This window comes from Arthrobacter sp. Soil763 (genome assembly GCF_001428365.1).
Lineage (GTDB): Bacteria > Actinomycetota > Actinomycetes > Actinomycetales > Micrococcaceae > Arthrobacter.
Map to the genome: position 1 here is coordinate 56583 of NZ_LMSH01000004.1, position 20698 is coordinate 77280.

A 20698-nucleotide genomic window follows, 5' to 3' on the forward strand; every position below is an offset into this window, starting at 1 on the left:
GTGTCCGTTCGCGCGTTCCAGCCCGAGTAATTAAGTTGTGCACAATTGAATTGCGGGTTACCGTTTATAGATGGCTACCAACGAACCCCTGCAAACGCTCCGGCTCGATGCGCCCCGCCTGGACCGGCAGGTGTGTTTCGCCATGTACGCGGCGTCACGGGCCGCTACGGCCGCCTACCGGCCCATGCTCGACGGGCTCGGCCTGACCTACCCGCAGTACCTCGTGATGCTGGTGCTCTGGGAGGACCAGCCGCGCAGCGTCCGGGAGCTGGGCGCCGAACTCGGGCTGGACTCCGGCACGCTGTCGCCGCTGCTCAAGCGGCTGGAGTCGCTGGGCTTCGTCGAACGACGGCGGTCGGCCGCGGACGAGCGGCGGGTGGAGGTCTTCCTCACCGACGCCGGGGCGGCGCTGAGCGCCCGAGCCACCGGCATCCCGCAACAGCTCGCCGACGCGGCCGGACTCTCCGCCGCCGAGCTTGACCAGCTTCGCGAAACCCTCAGCCGGTTGACCGCCGCCCTGCAGTCCGGCCGGTGAGCACCGGCCGGTGAGCACCGGCCCGTAAGCACAGACCGTGAGGTCCGCGGCCGGCCCGCGCCGCCACAGAACTTTCCTGACTCCCCAACAGATCGGAACCCCATGAAGACCCTCTACACGGCCGAGGCCCTGGCCTCCGGCGAAGGCCGCGACGGCACCGCGCAGACGCCCGACGGCAAACTCAACGTCGCACTGGCCAGCCCGGTGGAACTGGGCGGCAGCGGCAACGGAACGAACCCGGAGCAGCTCTTCGCCGCCGGCTACGCAGCGTGCTTCCACTCGGCGCTGCGGCTCGTCGGCCGCCAGCAGAAGGCGGACCTGACCGATTCCGCCGTCGCCGCCCGCATCCACCTGGGCGCCCTGGACGGCGGCGCGGGCTTCGGCATCGCCGCGGAACTCGAAATCGCCCTGCCGGCCGTGGACCGGACCACCGCCGAGGCGCTCGTGGCCAAGGCCCACGAGGTCTGCCCCTACTCCAACGCCACCCGGGGCAACATCACCGTAGACATCAAGATCCTGGAGGTCGCCGCATGAGCACCGAAACCACCACCCTTCCCGACGCCACCCGCGAAATCCGGCTCGCCTCCCGGCCGCACGGACGGCCCGTCCCGGAGAACTTCCAGCTCGCCGAGTCCGCGCTGCCCGAGCTGCAGGACGGCCAGGTCCTGGTCCGCAACCAGTTCATCTCGGTCGACCCCTACATGCGCGGCCGGATGAACGACGTCAAGTCCTACTCCGCCCCCTTCGAGCTGAACCGTGCCATGGAGGGCGGCGCCGTCGGTGAGGTCATCGCGAGCCGCTCGGCCGAGCGCAAGGTGGGCGACGCCGTCGTGCACTCCCTGGGCTGGCGCGAGTACGCGGTCCTGGACGCCGCCGCGACCTCGCCCATCCGCACCGACCTGGCGCCGGCGTCGGCCTTCCTTGGCGCTCTCGGCATGACCGGCCTGACCGCCTGGGCCGGCCTGCTTAAGGTGGCCGAGTTCAAGCCCGGCGAGGTTGTCTTCGTCTCCGGCGCCGCCGGGGCTGTGGGGTCGCTGGTTGGCCAGATCGCCAAGGCCATGGGCGCGTCCCGCGTGATCGGCAGCGCCGGCACCCCGGAAAAGGTCGCCCGCCTGCTGGAACTGGGCTTCGATGCCGCGTTCAACTACCACGACGGCCCGGTCAGCGAGCTGCTGCAGAACGCGGCGGGGGAGCGGGGCATCGACGTGTACTTCGACAACGTCGGCGGCGAACACCTCGAAGCGGCCCTGTCGGCGCTGACCGTCGGCGGCCGGGTGGCCATGTGCGGCGCGATCGCCCAGTACAACTCCACCGAGCCGACGCCGGCGCCGCGGAACCTCATGCAGGCCATCGGCAAGCAGCTGACGCTCAAGGGCTTCCTGGTCGGCGGCTACTGGCAGCACATGGCCGAGTTCGTCGAGTCCATGGCCGGCTGGCTGGCCGACGGCACGGTCCGCTACGACGAGACGGTGGTGGATGGCCTGGAGAACGCGCCGCAGGCATTCATGGATCTGCTCGACGGCGCCAACACCGGCAAGATGCTCGTCCGGCTCTAACCCCGCCGTCCCCGCGTTCCGCCCCGCCCCCGGCGGAAGCAGCGCGAACGTACAGTTGAGGCCCCGAATCGTCGCAGATTCGGGGCCTCAACTGTACGTTCGCGCCGGGGGAGGGTGGGCGGGCGTACCGCTTGGTAACAAGTTCTCAACAATCTGGGAAACGCCCGGGGAGTGTGTTACCGGACGTGGCGCAGGACACTAAAGTAACTTCCATCAGTGCGCCTCGGCGCAGTGCTGCGAATCCGTCAGTGACAACAGTGTTTCGGGGGAAAACCGGAAGCAGACACTCATTGAACTCCCGTCGTAGCGCCTATCACTTTCTTCCTGGAGGAACTTTGAAGAACTCCCTGCGCGCAACCTTCAAGCGCGGTTCAATGGCCGGTGTCGCCACCGCGGGTGCGGCCGCCCTGCTGCTCACCGGCTGCGGTGCTGCCCCGACCGCCAGCAGCAGCGCCAGCGCCACTGCCAGCGACTACACCGGCTGCATCGTCTCCGACTCCGGTGGATTCGATGACCAGTCGTTCAACCAGTCCTCCTACGAGGGCCTGAAGAAGGCTGAAAAGGACCTGGGCATCAAGGTCAACCAGGTCGAGTCGAAGACCAACAACGACTTCGAGCCGAACCTCCGCGCCATGGTCACCGCCGGCTGCGACCTGACCGTCACGGTCGGCTTCCTGCTCGGCGACGCCACCAAGGCCCAGGCCACCGCCAACCCGGACAAGCACTTCGCGATCATCGACTTCGGTTACGACAAGCCGATCGCCAACGTCAAGCCGATCATCTACGACACGGCCCAGGCCGCGTTCCTGGCCGGCTACCTGGCCGCCGGAACCACCAAGACCGGCACCGTCGCCACCTTCGGCGGCATCAAGATCCCCACCGTCACCATCTTCATGGACGGCTACGCCGACGGCGTGAAGTACTACAACGAGAAGAAGGGCAAGAACGTCAAGGTTCTTGGCTGGGACAAGGCCAAGCAGGACGGCTCCTTCACCGGTGACTTCGAGAAGCAGGACAAGGGCAAGCAGTTCACCCAGAACTTCCTGGACCAGGGCGCGGACATCGTCATGCCCGTCGCCGGCCCGGTCGGCAAGGGCGCCGGCGCGGCCCTGAAGGAAGCGAAGGCGGCCGGCAAGGACGTCAAGCTCATCTGGGTTGACTCCGACGGCTTCCTCACCGCCCCGGACTACAAGGACATCATGCTCTCCTCTGTCATGAAGCAGATGGGCGAGGCCGTGGAGACCGTCGTGAAGGAAGACAAGGACGGCAAGTTCACCAACGCCCCGTACGTCGGCACCCTCGCGAACGACGGCGTGCAGCTGGCTCCGTTCCACGACCTGGATTCCCAGGTTCCGGCCGAACTGAAGTCCGAACTGGACCAGATCAAGAAGGACATCGCCGACGGCAAGCTGAAGGTTGAATCCGCAGCCAGCCCGAAGGCCTAACTTCCGCCGCTAAGCGCCACGGCCCGGACGGTCCCCGACCGCACGGGCTGTGGCGCTTTTCGTTGCGGCCCCGCCTGCGCCGGAAGCGCAGGCACTAGGCTGGTGCTGCAGCCCCATCACCCCGTCCGGGCCGTGCCCCGGACATACTTCGAGATTGGTCAGAGTTTTGAAACTTGAACTCAAGGGGATCACCAAACGCTTCGGCTCCCTGGTAGCCAACGACCACATTGATGTGGTCGTTGAACCCGGGCAGATCCACTGCCTGCTGGGCGAGAACGGCGCCGGCAAGTCCACGCTGATGAACGTCCTGTACGGGCTCTACGAACCCACCGAGGGCGAGATCCTCATCGACGACAAGCCGGTCAGCTTCCGCGGCCCCGGCGACGCCATGGCGGCAGGGATCGGCATGGTGCACCAGCACTTCATGCTCGTCCCGGTCTTCACCGTGGCGGAGAACGTGGCGCTGGGAGCGGAAACCACCAAGGCCGGCGGCTTCCTCAACCTCGACGACACCCGCCGGAAGATCAAGGAGATCTCCGACCGGTACGGGTTCGACGTCGACCCTGACGCCCTGATCGAGGACCTGCCGGTCGGTGTCCAGCAGCGTGTGGAGATCATCAAGGCCCTGGTCCGCGACGCCAAGGTGCTGATCCTGGACGAGCCCACCGCGGTGCTGACCCCGCAGGACACGGACGAGCTGCTGGACATCATGCGCCAGCTCAAGAGCCACGGCACCTCGATCGTGTTCATCTCGCACAAGCTGCGCGAGGTCAAGGCCGTCTCGGACACCATCACGGTGATCCGGCGCGGCAAGGTTGTCGGCACGGCCAGCCCGGAGGCCTCGACGACGGAACTCGCCTCGATGATGGTGGGACGGGCCGTCAGCCTGACCCTGGACAAGGCCCCCGCCACGCCGCAGGAAACCACCTTCGAAGTCAAGGACCTCACGGTGATCGCGCCCAGCGGCCAGCACGTCGTGGACGGCATCAGCTTCGACATCGCCCGCGGCGAGATCCTCGCCGTCGCCGGCGTCCAGGGCAACGGCCAGACCGAGCTCACCGAAGCCATCCTCGGCCTGCAGGACCGGGTCCACGGCTCGATCCTGCTCGACGGCGAGGAGCTCCTGGGCCGCAGCGTCAAGGACGTGCTCAAGGCCGGCGTCGGCTTCGTGCCCGAGGACCGGTCGGTGGACGGGCTGATTGGGACCTTCTCGATCGCCGAAAACCTGATCCTGGACCGCTACGACCAGGAGCCGTTCGCCAAGGGCATCAGCATGAGCCCGGCCAAGGTGCTGGAAAACGCGAAGACCCGGATCGACGAGTTCGACGTGCGCACCCCCTCCGGCTCGCTCGCGGCCGGCACGCTCTCCGGCGGAAACCAGCAGAAGGTCGTCATGGCGCGGGAACTCTCGCGCCCGCTGCGCCTCTTCATCGCCTCCCAGCCCACCCGCGGCGTCGACGTCGGATCCATCGAGTTCCTGCACAAGCGGATCGTGGCCGAGCGCGACCACGGCACCCCGGTGATGATCGTCTCCACCGAGCTCGACGAAGTGATCGAACTCGCGGACCGGATTGCCGTGCTGTACAAGGGCAGGCTCGTCGGCATCGTCCCGGCCGGCACCGGGCGTGACGTCCTGGGCCTGATGATGGCCGGCCTGCCGCCCGAGGACGCGAACCCCGACACCAAGACCCCGGCGGCAGCGGCCGCCGCCCCGGCGCCCGCCGCCCAGCCCGCGCAGGAGACCAGCTCCGGCGCCGTAGGAGAGCACCATGACTGAATCACGCCAGCCCCGCCACGCGGCTGAGCCGGACCCGGCCGAAACCCCGGCAACCCCGGCCGAAACCCCGGCAACCCCGGCAACCCCGGGCAACGAAACCCCGGCAACCCAAACCCAGGACGCCGCCGACGCCGAGCTCCAGGCCGCCGACGCGGCCACCGCCACCTCGCTCGACACCGCCGGCGGGGCCATGCGCCCCTCCGCCGTCCCGGTCTCGGGCCAGAGCGGCACCGTCCCGGGCGGCCCGGACTCCCTGATGCGCAAGATCTTCACCGGCAGCGGCATGGTTTCCGTCCTGGCCGTGCTGCTCGCCCTGATCCTCGGCGGCCTGCTGATCGCCAGCACGGACAAGGCCGTCAGCACCTCCGCGGGCTACCTGTTCGCCCGGCCCAGCGACTTCTTCAGCGCCGTCTGGTCCGCCGCCACCCGCTCCTACGTGGCGCTCTTCCAGGGCGCGGTCTTCAACCCCCGCGGCAGCGGTGCGGCCGGGCAGTTCGCCCCGCTGATGGAAACCCTCACCATCGCCACCCCGCTGATCACCGCCGGCCTGGGTGTGGCCCTGGCTTTCCGCGCCGGTCTCTTCAACATCGGCGCGCAGGGCCAGATCATCATGTCCGGCATCCTCGCCGCCTGGGTCGGCTTCGCCCTGCACCTGCCGGTCGGCCTGCACCTGCTGCTGGTCCTCGTCGCCGGCGTCGTCGGCGGCGCCCTCTGGGCCGGGCTGGTCGGCTTCCTCAAGGCTCGCACCGGAGCCCACGAGGTCATCCTGACCATCATGTTCAACTACATCGCGCTGTACTTCCTGCGCTACCTGCTGAACACCCCGGCGTTCCAGCGTCCCGGCGAAACGAACCCGATCTCGCCGATCCTGGACCCCAACGCCGTCTACCCGCAGATCCTCGGCAGCCAGTACCGGCTGCACCTGGGCTTCCTGCTGGCAATCGCCGCCACGGTCTTCGTCTGGTGGGTGCTGAACCGCTCCACCATCGGCTTCGAGTTCCGCGCCGTCGGCGCCAACCCGAAGGCCGCGCTGACCGCAGGCATCAACGTACCGCGCGCCACCATCCTGGTGATGGCGATCGCCGGCGCCCTCGCCGGCATGTCCGGCGTCGCGCAGGTGGCCGGCACCGAGAAGGTCCTCACCGACGGCGTTGCAGCCACCTACGGCTTCGACGCCATCACCGTCGCGCTGCTGGGACGTTCGACGCCGTGGGGCACCTTCGCCGCCGGCCTGCTGTTCGGCGCCTTCCGCGCCGGCGCCGTCCAGATGCAGATCCAGACCGGCACCCCGATCGACATCGTGCTCGTGGTCCAGTCGCTGATCGTGCTCTTCATCGCGGCCCCACCGCTGGTCCGCGCGGTCTTCGGCCTGAACCCGCGCAAGAAGAAGGCCACCACGTCCAAGAAGGCAGCAACCACCGGAGCAGCAGCATGAGCACAACAGCAACCTCGCCCCAGCCGGGCCAGCCGCAGCCTGCCCCCAGCGAAACCCCGACAGCCGCGGGCCAGCGGACCGCCGTGACGGCCAAACCCGTCACCTGGAAGGTCCCCGTCACCCTGGGCGTGCTCGGTGTCGTGGCGTTCATCTTCTTCGGCCTGATGGGCCCGCACCAGACGGCCAAATTCGGCATCTCCACCGGCAGCGACTTCTTCCAGCTGCCGGCCCTCGAGGTCAACGCGTTCATCGGCGGTATCGTGCTCTCGGTGCTCATGCTGGCGCTGGCCGCCTACTCCGTCGTGCTCAAGACCCGGGACCGCAAGGCCCCGGGCTGGGTCCCGGTCCTCTTCATCGTCCTGTTCGTCGCCGCGTTCCTGATCTGGGTGGTCGGCGGCGCCCGCACCACCAACATCTCCCTCGCCGGCCTCATCGCCGGGTCGGTGACCCTCGCCGTTCCGCTGGTGTTCGGCTCCCTCTCCGGCGTGCTCTGCGAGCGGGTCGGCGTCGTCAACATCGCCATCGAAGGCCAGCTGCTCGGCGGCGCCTTCACGGCGGCGATCATCGCCACGCTCACGCACAACCCCTTCCTCGGGCTGCTCGCGGCCGCCGTCGCCGGTGCTCTGGTGTCCATGGTGCTGGCCCTGTTCAGCATCAAGTACGTGGTCAACCAGATCATCGTCGGCGTCGTGCTCAACGTCCTCGTCTCCGGCGTCACCGGCTTCCTCTTCAGCACGGTGATGCAGGCGGACAAGGACAAGTTCAACTCCCCGGCACACCTGGACCCGATCACCATCCCGATCCTGGGCGACATTCCGCTGATCGGGCCGATCCTGTTCAAGCAGTCCCTGATCGGCTACCTGATGTACATCGCCGTGATCGTCGTCTGGGTCGGCCTGTTCAAGACCAAGTGGGGCCTGCGCGTCCGCGCCGTCGGTGAACACCCCCAGGCCGCCGACACCATGGGCATCAAGGTCAACGCCACCCGCTTCTGGAACGTCACCCTGGGCGGGGCGATCGCCGGCATCGGCGGGTCCTTCTTCACCCTCGTCGCGATCGACAGCTTTACCAAGGAGATCTCCGGCGGCCGCGGCTTCATCGCCCTGGCCGCGCTGATCTTCGGCCGCTGGAACCCGATCGGCGCGTTCTTCGCCGCCCTGCTCTTCGGCTTCGCCGACAACCTGCAGAGCATCGTGACCATCATCGGCACCCCGGTGCCGAGCCAGTTCATGGCCATGCTGCCCTACCTCGTGACGGTCCTCGCCGTCGCCGGACTCGTGGGACGCTCGCGGCCGCCGGCCGCCAGCGGCATCCCCTACGTGAAGGGCTGAGCATGGCACAGAACGTAGCCCCGTCCGACGCCGGTGCAGGTTCCGGCGTCGACTGGGCGGCCCTGGAAGCCGCGGCCGTGGCCGCAATGCGCAACGCCTACGCCCCGTACTCGAAGTTCCCGGTGGGGGCGGCCGCGCTCACCGCGGATGGCCGGATCGTCAGCGGCTGCAACGTCGAAAACGCCAGCTACGGGCTGACCCTGTGCGCTGAGTGCGCGCTGGTGGGCAACCTGCACATGAGCGGCGGCGGCCTGCTGCGCGCCTTTTACTGCGTGGACGCGGACGGGACCGTGCTGATGCCGTGCGGTCGCTGCCGCCAGCTTCTGTACGAATTCCGGGCCCCGGACATGGAACTCATGACCACACAGGGCATCAAGACGATGGACCAGGTGCTTCCCGATGCATTTGGTCCCCAACACCTGGAGGAAACCCGGTGAGCCAGACCACCAGCACCACCGGCGGGAACGCTGCAAGCAACGCTGAAGCGTTTGACGCCGTCGACATCATCCGCACCAAGCGGGACAAGGGCGTCCTCAGCGCCGCCCAGATCGACTGGACGATCGACGCGTACACCCGCGGCGCGATCGCCGACGAGCAGATGGCCGCCCTGAACATGGCGATCCTGCTCAACGGGATGAACCGTGAAGAGATCTCCCGCTGGACCGCGGCGATGATCGCCTCCGGCGAGCGGATGGACTTCTCCAGCCTGCGCCGGCCCGACGGCGGCGTGAAGGCCACCTCGGACAAGCACTCCACCGGCGGCGTGGGGGACAAGATCACCCTGCCGCTGGCACCCCTGGTGGCCGTGTTCGGCGTCGCCGTCCCGCAGCTGTCCGGCCGCGGCCTGGGCCACACCGGCGGCACCCTGGACAAGCTGGAGGCCATCCCGGGCTGGCGCGCGGACCTGAGCAACGAGGAAATGCTGGCCCAGCTGCAGGACGTCGGCGCGGTCATCTGCGCCGCCGGCGCTGGCCTGGCACCGGCGGACAAGAAGCTCTACGCGCTGCGCGACGTCACCGGCACGGTCGAGGCCATCCCCCTGATCGCCTCCTCGATCATGAGTAAGAAGATCGCCGAGGGCACCGGCTCGCTGGTCCTGGACGTCAAGGTCGGCAGCGGCGCGTTCATGAAGGACGAGGCCCGGGCCCGGGAGCTCGCCGAGACCATGGTGGCCCTGGGCAAGGACGCCGGCGTCAACACCGTCGCGCTGCTGACCAACATGAACACCCCGCTCGGGCTGACCGCGGGCAATGCGATCGAAGTTGAGGAATCCGTCGAGGTGCTCGCCGGCGGCGGTCCGGAAGACGTCGTCGAACTCACCGTCCGGCTGGCCGAAGAGATGCTGGCCTGCGCCGGCGTCCACGACGCCGACCCGCGCGCCGCGCTCCGCGACGGCCGGGCCATGGACGTCTGGAACCGGATGATCGAGGCCCAGGGCGGCGACCCCCGCGCGAAGCTGCCGGTCGCCAAGGAATCCGAAACCATCTACGCGCCGGCCGACGGCGTGCTGGTGGAGCTCGACGCGATGGCCGTCGGCGTCGCGGCGTGGCGCCTCGGCGCCGGGCGTGCCCGCAAGGAGGACCAGGTCCAGGCCGGCGCCGGGGTGCGGATGCACGCCAAGCCGGGTGCCACGGTCCGCGCCGGAGAGCCGCTGATGACCCTGCTGACCGACACCCCGGAGAAGTTCGACCGGGCGAAGGAAGCCCTCGAGCACGCCGCGGTGATCGCCCCGGAGGGATCCCGCCCGGCCCAGCAGCTCATCATCGACCGGATCGCCTAGCACCCGCCGGTTGCTCTCTCACTTTCGGTCCTTAAACCCCCGGGTTAGGGACCATAAGTGAGAGAGCAACCGGGACGGGGCCGGGCAGTACACTGGCACCACAGCAGTCCGGGAGAAACCGGGCGCCGCCGTGCGTTAGGAAACCGTGCAGGCTATCAACGACTTCATCCTGGCAGCCGCAGGCCAACCGTGGGTCCTGCTGCTGGTGTTTGCCTGCTGCCTGATCGACGGGTTCTTCCCGCCGGTACCCAGCGAATCCGTCGTGGTAGGCCTGGCCGCCGTCGCCGCCACCGCCGACGTCCCCAACGCGCTGGTCCTGATGCTGGCCGCGGCCGCCGGGGCCTTCGCCGGGGACAACATTGCCTACCTGATCGGCCGCGCCACCGGTACCAGCCGCTGGGCCTGGATGCGCAACCACCGGATGCAACGCGCCTTCCTCTGGGCCGGCGGCGAACTGCGCAAACGTCCGGCGTCGTTGATCATGGTGGCGCGCTTTGTGCCGATCGGCCGGGTGGCCGTCAACCTCACCGCCGGGGCCACCAATTACCCGCACGCCCGCTTCGTGGGCCTGACGGTGCTGTCCGCGGCCCTGTGGTCCGGCTACTCGGTGGGCATCGGCCTGTTCTTCGGCCAGTGGTTCGAGGACAACCACCTGCTGGGGGCGACCATCGCGATCATCTGCGCGGTCCTGCTCGGCATCGCCGTCGACATTGTCCTGAGCAGGTTGCGCGGCAGCTCGCCCGCGCGCCTGCGCCCTGACGCGCCCGGCCAGGCCGCGCCGCCGGCCGACGGCTAGGCCGGCCGCCCCTAGCGCGCGCCCCAGACGCCCGGCGCAGGCGCCGAAGCCCGCCCGGCCGACGTCCCGGACCAGTCCCGGAACACAGCCGGAACCGCCTGGCACTGCGGTCCGATTTGATGCCCAAACGCGTAGCGCGGGACGCCCTGCGCATGGGACACTTAGGTGCGATTCACGTCACGTTGGTGCCGTGACGTTCTTGTCCGCCCCTGGTCCTTTCCGCCCGTCCAGTTTCTAGGAGCACAGCCCGCGTGGAGTTCATTAATGAGGCCGTCCTCCATGCAGCCGGCCAATGGTGGATTTACCCCCTGCTGCTGGTGTTCTTCTTCATCGACGGCTTCGCCATGGTGGTCCCCAGCGAGACGCTGATCGTGGCCCTCGCCGCGTACTCCCGCCACAGCGGGCAGCCCAACCTCTGGATCCTCGGGCTCACCGCCCTTATCGGCGCCATCGCCGGCGACAACATGGCCTACATGCTCGGCCGGCGCATCGGCCTGGAACGCTTCCGCTGGATGCGCAAGCCCAAGGTCCAGCGGGTCTTCGCCTGGGCCCGGTACGAGCTGGAAAAGCGGGGCGCCGTCCTGATCTTCACCGCACGGTACATCCCCTGGGGCCGGGTGGCCGTGAACTACGTTGCCGGCACCACCGGTTTCCCGCACCGCACGTTCTTCTTCCTGGACGCGTTCGCCTGCGTCACCTGGGTCCTCTACTCGATCGGCATCGGCCTCCTGGCCAGCTCCTTCCCGTGGCTGCACCACAACCCGCTGCTGAGCGCCGGGATCGCCGTCGTCTTCGCCATCGTCCTGGGCGTGCTGGTGGACCACGTGCTGCGCTGGTGGCACAAACGCCTGGCCCGGCACGACGAGCCGGCTGACGGGGAGCGCGACGGCGGGGCCCGCGCCGCCGCGTCGCCGGCCACTCCCGTGCTCGCAGCCGGCCCGGTGCAGTCCGACGCCGCCCGCAAATAGGGCCGCTGCCAACGGCGCCGGCGGCGAGTAGCGCCTGGGCCCGTCCGACCCTAAGGTGGGAACCGTGACTGAGACTATTCTTGACGCTGCCCCTGACCTCGAATTCGACCTGAAGGGCCTTCCCAAGGTTTCCCTTCACGACCACCTGGACGGCGGACTGCGTCCGGCCACCATCATCGAACTTGCCGAGAAAGTCGGCCACACCCTTCCCTCCACCGACCCGGTTGCGCTGGGGGAGTGGTTCCGCGAATCCGCCGACTCCGGCTCGCTGGTCCGCTACCTTGAAACGTTCGACCACACCATCGCCGTCATGCAGACCAAGGAAGGCCTGTTCCGGGTCGCCAAGGAGTTCGTCGAGGACCTCGCGGACGACGGCGTCGTCTACGGTGAGGTGCGCTGGGCGCCGGAGCAGCACCTCCAGCAGGGACTGAGCCTGGACGAGGTTGTCGAGGCCGTCCAGGCCGGGCTCGAGGCCGGCGTCGACGCCGTCTCCGAAACCGGCCGGGAGATCCAGGTCGGCCAGCTGATCACGGCCATGCGCCACGCGGACCGCGGCCAGGAGATCGCCGAGCTGGCCGTCCGCCACCGCTACAAGGGTGCGGTCGGCTTCGACATCGCCGGCGCCGAGGACGGCTTCCTGCCCTCGCGCTTCAAGGACGCCTTCACCTACCTGGCCGAGCACAACTTCCCGGCCACCATCCACGCCGGTGAAGCCGCCGGCCTGGAGAGCATCCAGTCCGCCCTGGTGGACGGCCGCGCGCTGCGCCTCGGCCACGGCGTGCGGATCGCCGAGGACGTCAGCGTCGAGTTCGAGGAAGCCGACGACGCCGGCAGCGATGTCTCCGATATCAACGCAGACAGCGACGAGGTCGACGACAACATCGGCCTGGTCACCCTCGGCGAACTCTCCTCCTGGGTCCGTGACCGCGGCATCGCCCTGGAAATCTGCCCGTCCTCAAACCTGCAGACCGGCGCGATCGCCGGCTTCGGCGAGGGCATCGAAAGCCACCCGGTGGACATGCTCTACCAGCTGGGCTTCAACGTCACGATCAACACCGACAACCGGCTGATGAGCGGCGTGAGCCTCACCGACGAGTTCGAACTGCTCGTGGAGACGTTCGACTACGACCTGGACGACCTGCTGGAGCTGACCCTGAACGCAGCCGAGGCCGCCTTCCTGCCCCTGGAGGAGAAGGAAGCCCTGGTCGAATACATCAACGAGGCCTACGCCGACCTTGGCTAAAGACTCCAACCCTGTGGACGCGCCGCTCGGGGACTTGGTGCGAACCATCGCCGAGCTGCGCGTCCACTGCCCGTGGATGGGCGCCCTCAGCCACGAATCCCTCGTGGAGTACCTCCTCGAGGAGGCCTACGAGGTCGCGGAAACCATCGAAGCCGGCGGTGGCGACGCCGAGCTGCGGGCGGAACTCGGTGACGTGCTGCTGCAGGTGGTATTGCACGCCCGGCTCGCCGAGGAGCGCGGCGCCTTCGACTTCGACGACGTCGCCCGCGGCCTGCGGGGGAAGATGATCCGCCGCAATCCGCACGTCTTCCGCGCCGACGGCTCCCTGCAGGACTCCTTCCCGGCCACGGTGGAGGAGATCGTGCAGACCTGGGACACCGTCAAGAAGGCCGAAAAGCCCGGAAGGGCCCACGCCTTCGAGGGCGTCCCGGCCGCGCTGCCGGCGCTTGCCCGGGCGCAGAAGCTGCTGGACCGGGCGGACCGCGCCGGGCTCGCGCCGGACCCGGCGCCGCCCGGGGCCGCCGCCCCGGCTATCCCGGCCGCCCCGGCGACCGAGGAGGAGCTGGGCGACCTGCTGTTCGGCATCGTCGCGGAGGCCCGCCGCGCCGGGCTCGACGCCGAACGCGCCCTCCGCGCTGCGAACCGCCGGTTCATCGATGCGGCGTCCGGCGCCGCGCCCGGACCGCGTCCGGACGCTGGATAGCTTTCCGTAACTTAGCCCACTCTCGACTAGGCTAGGGGCGACGAGGACGTCGGTTTTTAGCTTGATCCACCGCTTACTTCCCAGCTGTCAGAATCCCAGCAGACCGCTTCACCCAAAGGAGCATATTCATGGCGCTTATCGATGCCATCCACGCCCGCGAGATCCTCGATTCCCGCGGCAACCCGACCGTAGAAGTTGAAGTCCTGCTCTCGGACGGCCAGATCGGCCGCGCAGCAGTCCCCTCCGGCGCGTCCACCGGCGAGCACGAAGCCGTGGAACTCCGTGACGGCGACAAGGGCCGCTACCTCGGCAAGGGCGTCCAGAAGGCCGTCGACGCCGTCATCGACCAGATTGCCCCGGCCCTGATCGGCTTCGACGCCACCGACCAGCGCAGCATCGACCAGGCCATGATCGACCTGGACGGCACCGCCAACAAGAGCAAGCTCGGCGCCAACGCCATCCTGGGCGTCTCCCTGGCCGTCGCCAACGCCGCGGCCGCCTCCGCCGACCTGCCGCTCTACAAGTACCTGGGCGGCCCGAACGCGCACGTCCTGCCGGTGCCGCTGATGAACATCCTCAACGGCGGCTCGCACGCCGACTCCGACGTCGACATCCAGGAATTCATGGTTGTCCCGCTCGGCGCCGAGACCTTCTCCGAGGGCCTGCGCTGGGGCGTGGAGGTCTACCACGCGCTCAAGGCCGTGCTGCAGTCCAAGGGCCTGGCCACCGGCCTCGGCGACGAGGGCGGCTTCGCCCCGAACCTGCCCTCCAACCGAGCGGCGCTGGACCTGATCCAGGAAGCGATCAAGAACGCCGGCTACACCCCGGGCAAGGACGTGGCGCTGGCCCTGGACGTCGCCTCCTCCGAGTTCTTCAAGGACGGCGCCTACCAGTTCGAGGGCAAGTCCCTGAGCTCCGCCGAGATGAGCGCCTACTACGCCGAACTCGTCGCCGACTACCCGCTGGTCTCCATCGAAGACCCGCTGGACGAGAACGACTGGGACGGCTGGAAGACCCTGACCGACACGATCGGCGACAAGGTCCAGATCGTGGGCGACGACCTGTTCGTCACCAACCCGGAGCGCCTGCAGACCGGCATCGATGCCACGACCGCCAACTCGCTGCTGGTCAAGGTCAACCAGATCGGTTCCCTGACCGAAACGCTCGACGCAGTGTCCCTGGCCCAGCGCAACGGGTACACCACCATCACCTCGCACCGCTCCGGCGAGACCGAGGACACGACCATCGCCGACATCGCGGTGGCCACCAACGCCGGCCAGATCAAGACCGGCGCCCCGGCACGCTCCGAGCGCGTCGCCAAGTACAACCAGCTGCTCCGCATCGAAGAGGAACTCGACGACGCCGCACGCTACGCCGGGCGCAGCGCGTTCCCGCGTTTCAAGGGCTAGTACCTGCGAAAACCCGGAACCGGTGGCTATGGTGGAAGAACCATGGCCACCGGTTCTCTTTTTTGGCCGGCTCTCTTTTTGGCCGGTCCTTTGTGGTCAGTTTGAAGGAGTGACATGGCAACCCGTCGTCCCAAGGTCCCCCGGGCCGCTGCCGGGACCCCGAAGGCTGCGGACCCCCAGCACGCGGACCCCGCCGGCGGCGACGTGATCCGTGCCGATTTCGGCGCCCCGCGGCACGCCCCCGGCGCAGCAGGCCCGACCCACGACGGCGGACACAGCGCCGGCCACGACGGCGGACCCCGTGGTGCCGAACCGCCCGCCCGGACGCCCGGCCGGCCAGCTGCCGCCCCGCACGGCGCCGCCCGCGCCGTCGCCGGCTCCGCTGGGGCTTTCAGCACCGCCCCCGGGGCGTCCGGAGCCGCGTCCGGCCCCCGCGCCGGCACAGCCACCGCCGCCCCGGCGGAACCCGGGACCGCCGACGAGCTGGACCCGGTCCCGGCCAAAGCGTTCTCCGGACGGTTGCTGGCTCTTGGCCTGGTCATGATCGCCATCACCATCATGCTGGCCCCCACGGTCCGGATCTTCGTCGAGAAACGGGCCGAGATCGCCGAGTTGCAGGCCGATATCGAGGCCCGGCAGGCCCAGCAGACGGACCTGAAACGGCAGGTCTCGCGCTGGCAGGACCCCAACTACGTCAAGCAGCAGGCGCGCGACCGGATTAACATGGTTATGCCCGGCGAGACCGGCTACTGGGTTTACGGCAGCGATCTGCCCGCCGCCACCTCCGGTGCCGGCGCCGCAGCCGGCTCAGCACAGGACCCGGCCAACCTGCCCTGGGTGGATTCCCTCTGGGACTCCATCCGGCGGTCGGCCACAGACTAGGAGCGGCGCCCGCCGCCGGACTGCCGCGCCCCGGCAGTCCCAACAGGGCAGGAAGGTGCCGCGCCAGTGGACGAGAACCGAATGGATGACCCCCGTACCGTGAAGCCCGCCGAGGCGGGGTCCGGCCCGACAACAGGGGAGTCCCGCCAGCCGTCGGCCCGCGACCTGGACGTGCTCAGCCGCCAGCTGGGCCGGCCGGTGCGCGACGTCGTCGAAATCCCGGCCCGCTGCGTCTGCGGCAACCCCCTGGTCGCGGCCACCTCGCCGCGGCTGAGCAACGGCACGCCGTTTCCCACCACCTACTACCTGACCCATCCGGTCATCACCTCCGCGGTCTCGCGGCTGGAAGCGGACGGGCTGATGAACGCGATGAACGACCGGCTTGGCGCGGACACGGCGCTGGCGGCGGACTACCGTGCCGCCCACGAGGCCTACCTGCAGGCCCGCGCCGAGATCGGCGCCCGCGCCGGCGTCGGGGCCGTACCCGAAATCGACGGGATCTCCGCCGGCGGGATGCCGTCCCGGGTCAAGTGCCTGCACGTGCTCGTCGGCCATTCCCTTGCCGCCGGACCGGGCGTCAACCCGCTCGGCGACGAGGCCATCGCCGGCATCAGCGAATGGTGGACCCGCGACCGCTGCTACTGCGACGGCGCGTGGGACACCGCCGGGGAAGCCCCCTCGCGGGACCTGAGCCGGCACGGCCCGCAGGGGCTGCCGGAGATCGTCGGCCGGCCCGCGCCGGTCCGGAAAAACCGCGCAGCCGACGGCGCCGCCGGCACCAAAGGGAGCGGCCAGTGACCCGCGTGGCCGCGATCGACTGCGGCACCAACTCCATCCGCCTGCTCATTGCCGACGTCGACGCCGGCGGGGACAGCCCGAAGCTCACGGACATCGTCCGCGAAATGCGGGTGGTCCGCCTGGGCCAGGGCGTCGACGCCACCGGCGAGTTCGCCCCGGAGGCGTTGGACCGCACCCTGGCGGCCACCGCCGACTACGCCGAACTGATCCGCCGGCACGGCGCCGAGCGGGTACGCTTCGTCGCGACCTCCGCCACCCGGGATGCCAGCAACCGTCAGGTCTTCATCGACGGCGTCCGCGGACTGCTCGGCGTCGAGCCCGAGGTGATCAGCGGCGATGAGGAAGCGGCCCTCTCCTTCGCCGGGGCCAGCAGCGTGCTGCCCTCCCGCGGCAAGGACCCGGTGCTCGTCGTGGACCTTGGCGGCGGCAGCACCGAATTCGTCCTCGGCGACGCGGACGGCGTGATCGCCGCGAAATCGGTCGACGTCGGCTGCGTCCGGATGACCGAACGGCACCTCAGGACGGACCCGCCGACGGCGGAGCAGATCGCCGCCGCCGAGGCCGACGTCGACGCCGCCATCGGCGAGGCCGCGCAGACGGTCCCGCTCGAGCGCGCCACCGCCGTCGTCGGCGTCGCAGGCTCCGTCACCACCATCACCGCCCACGCCCTGGGCCTGGACGAATACTCCGCCGCGGCCATCCACGGCACCGAACTGGACCTCGCCACCGCCCGGGCGGCCTGCACCTCACTGCTGCACCTGCGCCGGGACGAACGGGCCGCGCTGCCCTACATGCATCCCGGACGGGTGGACGTGATCGGTGCCGGCGGGCTCGTCTGGCGGCGGGTGCTGGAGCGCCTGGCCGACGTCACGCAGGGCCGCATCGCGACCGCCGTGACGAGCGAACACGATATTCTTGACGGGATTGCCCTGAGCATCAGCTGACCCTGCGCCCGCACCGGGCGTCTCCGGCGCCGCCCCGCGGCGCCACGGGAGAACTCCGTCGGCACTCCTGCCAGGGGCCTGCCGGCACGCCTCACCCGGCTCCGGGCCGCCTGCCGACCGCTCCCACGCCATACCGCCGATTGGACCCGAATGACCAGAGCAACAGCCCGGTACCGCCGGACCGCCTCCGCGCTGATGGCCCTCGCCCTGACCGGCACCTTCGCGGTGGGCTCCCTGCCCGCTGCGCCCGCAGCCCACGCCGACAGCACCCGGGACAAGGAATACTGGCTGGCCGGATCCGGCATCAAGAAAGCCTGGGAGGTGTCCAAGGGCGCCAACGTCAAGGTCGCCGTCATCGACAGCGGGGTGGACGGCAAACACCCCGACCTCAAGGGCGTGGTCTCCGGCGGCACCGACGTGTCCGGCGCCGGGGCCGCCGACGGGCAGAAGAGCATCGGCGGCACCCCCGAGCACGGCACCCTGGTCGCCACCATGCTGGCCGGCCGCGGGCACCAGCCGAAGAAGTCGAAGTCCAAGTCCGCCACCGGCCCTGACGGGATCATCGGCGTCGCGCCCGAGGCCCAGATCCTCTCCGTTTCGACCTGGCTGGGCTCGGCCAACCCCGGCGGTAAAAGCGACCTGGACCAGATTCCCGAGGCGGTCCGCTGGGCCGTGGACAGCGGCGCCCAGGTCATCAACATCTCGCTCGGCAGCACCTCGCCGGAATGGCCGCAAAGCTGGGACGCGGCCTTCCTGTATGCCGAGCAGAAGGACGTGGTCATTGTCTGCGCGGCCGGCAACCGGCTGGGCGGCAACATCCAGGTCGGCGCCCCGGCCACCATCCCGGGCGTGCTGACGGTCGCCGGCCTGAACCGTAAGGGCGTGGCGAGTATCGACTCCTCGTCCCAGGGCATCAGCATCGGCGTTGCCGCACCGGCCGAGGACCTGGTCGGCGGGCTGCCTGGCGGCGGCTACGCCGAATGGGCCGGCACCTCGGGCGCCACCCCGATCGTCGCCGGCGTCGCGGCCCTGATCCGGTCCAAGTGGCCGGACATGCCCGCGAGCCAGGTCATCAACCGCATCGTCAGCACCGCCAAGGACGCCGGAGCCCCCGGCAAGGACCCGCTGTACGGCTACGGTGTGCTCAATGCCGAAGCCGCGCTGAAGGACGACGTGCCCGAAACCAAGGTCAACCCGCTGGGAACGATCTCCGACTGGATCCGCGTCCACCGCCGGGGCAACCCCGTCGGCAGTACCGCCACCCCCGCGCCCGCACCCTCCAGCGCGGCGCCCACACTGCCCGAGGCCACAGTGCCGGTCGCGCAGGCGCCCTCGCCGGCCGACAGCGCGGTCCCGGCCATGGTCGTCCTCGGTTTCGGCGCCCTGTTCGTCTGCATCATCGCCGGCGCCGCCATCCAGCTCCGGCGGGTGGTCCGCGGGGCCGCGGGCCCGGCCGGCGGCGACCCGGAAGCTGGCCCGGAGGACGGCGGCGCGGACGGTCCGGCACCCGGTCCGGCAGCCAACGGAACGGACGGGCCGGAACCGGGCCCCGCAGCCGGACACACCACTGTTACGGCGAAAAGTCCCACACCGGGCAGTTAGTGAAGGTTTTCACAAACTGCGGTATTCTTGAGCCATGGCATCCACTCCTCAGCTCCAGGACCGTCCCAGGGTACTCGTCGTCGGCGGCGGGTACGTCGGCCTGTACGTAGCCCTCAAACTGCAGAAGAAGATCGCTAACGCCGGTGGCATCGTCACCGTCGTTGATCCGCTGCCCTACATGACCTACCAGCCCTTCCTCCCCGAAGTGGCCGGCGGCAACATCGAGGCACGCCACGCCGTGGTCTCGCACCGCCAGCACCTCAAGCAGACCGAACTGATCCAGGGCCGCGTCCTGTCGATCGACCACGAGAACCGCAAGGCTGTGGTCGCCCCGACCGACGGCGGCCAGAACTTCGAGGTTCCCTACTTCGACGTCGTCCTGGCAGCCGGCGCCATCACCCGCACCTTCCCGATCAAGGGCCTCGCGGACAAGGGCATCGGCCTGAAGACCATCGAGGAAGCCGTTGCGCTGCGCAACAGCGTGCTCGAACGCATCGAAGCCGGTTCGCTGATGACCGACCCGGCCGAGCGCGCCCGTGCCCTGACGTTCGTCGTCGTCGGCGGCGGCTTCGCCGGCATCGAATGCATCACCGAAATGGAAGACCTGGCCCGCGCCGCGGTCAAGAACAACCCGCGCGTCACGCAGGAGGAAGTCCGCTTCGTCCTGGTCGAGGCGATGGGCCGGATCATGCCCGAGGTCACCGCGCAGCAGGCCGAATGGGTGGTGGAACACCTGCGCAGCCGTGGCATCGAGGTGCTGCTGAACACCTCGCTGGACAGCGCCGAGGGCTCCCTCAAGCTCATCAACCTGCCGGACAAGACCCCGGCGCAGGAATTCGAGTCCGACACCCTGGTCTGGACTGCCGGCGTACAGGCCAACCCGATGGTGCGCTCCACCGACTTCCCGCTCGAACCGCGCGGCCGCGTCCGGGTCCTCCCGGACCTGCGGATCGCCGGTGACGAGGGCATCGTCGAGAACGCCTGGGCCGCCGGTGACATCGCCGCCGTTCCGGACCTCTCGGGCGGCGGACTGCCCGACGGAACCTGCGTCCCGAACGCCCAGCACGCGCTGCGCCAGGCCAAGCGCCTTGCCAAGAACCTGTGGGCCTCCCGCTGGGACAAGGAACTCAAGGACTACAAGCACAAGAACCTGGGCGCCGTCGCCGGCTTCGGCGAATGGAAGGGCGTCGCGAACATCAACCTGCTCGGACGCATTGGCCTCAAGGGCCCGCTGGCCTGGCTCGCGCACCGCGGCTACCACGGCCTGGCCATGCCGACCTTCGAGCGCAAGATCCGCGTCATCACCGGCTGGTTCTGGCAGCTCTTCCTGGGCCGCGACACCACCCAGTTGATGGACCTGGACAACCCCCGCGGAGCCTTCGTGGCCGCGGCCACCCCGGCCCCGAAGCCCGCCGCGGCTCCCGAGGCCGGCAAGCCGGCCGCGGCTCCCGCCAAGGAACCGGTCAAGGTGGACGCCAAGTAGCACCCTGCACC

At 69.4% G+C, this 20698-nt stretch carries 19 protein-coding genes; all 19 read left to right on the forward strand.

What is annotated here, in order from left to right; genetic code table 11:
- Positions 1-70: 70 nt before the first annotated feature.
- Positions 71-535 (forward strand): MarR family winged helix-turn-helix transcriptional regulator, encoded by a 465-nt coding sequence (locus ASG71_RS13365; protein ID WP_056740117.1) that lies wholly within the window; start codon positions 71-73, stop codon positions 533-535.
- A gap of 102 nt (positions 536-637) precedes the next feature.
- Positions 638-1069: an organic hydroperoxide resistance protein gene (locus ASG71_RS13370; protein ID WP_056740118.1), complete on the forward strand. Its 432-nt coding sequence runs from the start codon at positions 638-640 to the stop codon at positions 1067-1069.
- Entirely contained in the window at positions 1066-2091 is a 1026-nt protein-coding gene (locus ASG71_RS13375; RefSeq protein WP_056740120.1) for an NADP-dependent oxidoreductase, read from the forward strand. The genes ASG71_RS13370 and ASG71_RS13375 overlap by 4 nt, the downstream gene beginning before the upstream one ends.
- Before the next feature lie 335 nt (positions 2092-2426).
- Positions 2427-3536: a BMP family lipoprotein gene (locus ASG71_RS13380; RefSeq protein ID WP_414826677.1), complete on the forward strand. Its 1110-nt coding sequence runs from the start codon at positions 2427-2429 to the stop codon at positions 3534-3536.
- 166 nt (positions 3537-3702) lie between these two features.
- Entirely contained in the window at positions 3703-5313 is a 1611-nt protein-coding gene (locus tag ASG71_RS13385) for an ABC transporter ATP-binding protein (RefSeq protein ID WP_056740121.1), read from the forward strand.
- The gene (locus ASG71_RS13390; RefSeq protein ID WP_056740123.1) at positions 5306-6748 is read left to right on the forward strand and encodes an ABC transporter permease; all 1443 of its coding nucleotides are present in this window, start codon (positions 5306-5308) and stop codon (positions 6746-6748) included. Before ASG71_RS13385 ends, ASG71_RS13390 begins: the two co-directional genes overlap by 8 nt.
- The gene (locus tag ASG71_RS13395; RefSeq protein WP_056740125.1) at positions 6745-8079 is read left to right on the forward strand and encodes an ABC transporter permease; all 1335 of its coding nucleotides are present in this window, start codon (positions 6745-6747) and stop codon (positions 8077-8079) included. Before ASG71_RS13390 ends, ASG71_RS13395 begins: the two co-directional genes overlap by 4 nt.
- A 2-nt stretch (positions 8080-8081) precedes the next feature.
- On the forward strand, positions 8082-8516 hold the full coding sequence (locus tag ASG71_RS13400) for a cytidine deaminase (RefSeq protein WP_056740127.1): 435 nt from the start codon (positions 8082-8084) through the stop codon (positions 8514-8516).
- A complete protein-coding gene (locus ASG71_RS13405) occupies positions 8513-9859 on the forward strand; it encodes a thymidine phosphorylase (RefSeq protein ID WP_056740129.1) in 1347 nt (448 codons plus the stop codon). Before ASG71_RS13400 ends, ASG71_RS13405 begins: the two co-directional genes overlap by 4 nt.
- A 145-nt stretch (positions 9860-10004) precedes the next feature.
- Entirely contained in the window at positions 10005-10655 is a 651-nt protein-coding gene (locus tag ASG71_RS13410) for a DedA family protein (RefSeq protein ID WP_056740131.1), read from the forward strand.
- Positions 10656-10906: 251 nt separating this feature from the next.
- Positions 10907-11623, forward strand: coding sequence for a DedA family protein (locus ASG71_RS13415; RefSeq protein WP_056740133.1), 717 nt, complete (start codon positions 10907-10909; stop codon positions 11621-11623).
- 64 nt (positions 11624-11687) lie between these two features.
- Positions 11688-12866, forward strand: coding sequence for an adenosine deaminase (locus ASG71_RS13420; protein ID WP_056740135.1), 1179 nt, complete (start codon positions 11688-11690; stop codon positions 12864-12866).
- Between the two features lie 76 nt (positions 12867-12942).
- Positions 12943-13569 (forward strand): MazG nucleotide pyrophosphohydrolase domain-containing protein, encoded by a 627-nt coding sequence (locus tag ASG71_RS13425; protein WP_082575228.1) that lies wholly within the window; start codon positions 12943-12945, stop codon positions 13567-13569.
- 128 nt (positions 13570-13697) lie between these two features.
- Positions 13698-14978 (forward strand): phosphopyruvate hydratase, encoded by a 1281-nt coding sequence (gene eno / locus ASG71_RS13430; RefSeq protein ID WP_056740139.1) that lies wholly within the window; start codon positions 13698-13700, stop codon positions 14976-14978.
- A gap of 114 nt (positions 14979-15092) precedes the next feature.
- Entirely contained in the window at positions 15093-15860 is a 768-nt protein-coding gene (locus tag ASG71_RS13435; RefSeq protein WP_056740142.1) for an FtsB family cell division protein, read from the forward strand.
- Between the two features lie 81 nt (positions 15861-15941).
- The gene (locus ASG71_RS13440) at positions 15942-16658 is read left to right on the forward strand and encodes a DUF501 domain-containing protein (protein ID WP_056740144.1); all 717 of its coding nucleotides are present in this window, start codon (positions 15942-15944) and stop codon (positions 16656-16658) included.
- A complete protein-coding gene (locus tag ASG71_RS13445) occupies positions 16655-17602 on the forward strand; it encodes a Ppx/GppA phosphatase family protein (RefSeq protein WP_056740146.1) in 948 nt (315 codons plus the stop codon). Before ASG71_RS13440 ends, ASG71_RS13445 begins: the two co-directional genes overlap by 4 nt.
- A 150-nt stretch (positions 17603-17752) precedes the next feature.
- Complete coding sequence (locus ASG71_RS13450; RefSeq protein WP_082575173.1) at positions 17753-19204, forward strand: S8 family serine peptidase; 1452 nt, start codon at positions 17753-17755, stop codon at positions 19202-19204.
- Between the two features lie 34 nt (positions 19205-19238).
- Entirely contained in the window at positions 19239-20687 is a 1449-nt protein-coding gene (locus ASG71_RS13455; RefSeq protein ID WP_056740148.1) for an NAD(P)/FAD-dependent oxidoreductase, read from the forward strand.
- The last annotated feature ends 11 nt before the right edge of the window (positions 20688-20698 follow it).

Coding starts and splice junctions, on each gene's coding strand:
- ASG71_RS13365 (WP_056740117.1), top strand. CDS start 71: ATGGCTACCAACGAACCCCTGCAAACGCTCCGGCTCGATGCGCCCCGC.
- ASG71_RS13370 (WP_056740118.1), top strand. CDS start 638: ATGAAGACCCTCTACACGGCCGAGGCCCTGGCCTCCGGCGAAGGCCGC.
- ASG71_RS13375 (WP_056740120.1), top strand. CDS start 1,066: ATGAGCACCGAAACCACCACCCTTCCCGACGCCACCCGCGAAATCCGG.
- ASG71_RS13390 (WP_056740123.1), top strand. CDS start 5,306: ATGACTGAATCACGCCAGCCCCGCCACGCGGCTGAGCCGGACCCGGCC.
- ASG71_RS13395 (WP_056740125.1), top strand. CDS start 6,745: ATGAGCACAACAGCAACCTCGCCCCAGCCGGGCCAGCCGCAGCCTGCC.
- ASG71_RS13400 (WP_056740127.1), top strand. CDS start 8,082: ATGGCACAGAACGTAGCCCCGTCCGACGCCGGTGCAGGTTCCGGCGTC.
- ASG71_RS13425 (WP_082575228.1), top strand. CDS start 12,943: ATGGGCGCCCTCAGCCACGAATCCCTCGTGGAGTACCTCCTCGAGGAG.
- eno (WP_056740139.1), top strand. CDS start 13,698: ATGGCGCTTATCGATGCCATCCACGCCCGCGAGATCCTCGATTCCCGC.
- ASG71_RS13435 (WP_056740142.1), top strand. CDS start 15,093: ATGGCAACCCGTCGTCCCAAGGTCCCCCGGGCCGCTGCCGGGACCCCG.
- ASG71_RS13440 (WP_056740144.1), top strand. CDS start 15,942: ATGGATGACCCCCGTACCGTGAAGCCCGCCGAGGCGGGGTCCGGCCCG.
- ASG71_RS13450 (WP_082575173.1), top strand. CDS start 17,753: ATGACCAGAGCAACAGCCCGGTACCGCCGGACCGCCTCCGCGCTGATG.
- ASG71_RS13455 (WP_056740148.1), top strand. CDS start 19,239: ATGGCATCCACTCCTCAGCTCCAGGACCGTCCCAGGGTACTCGTCGTC.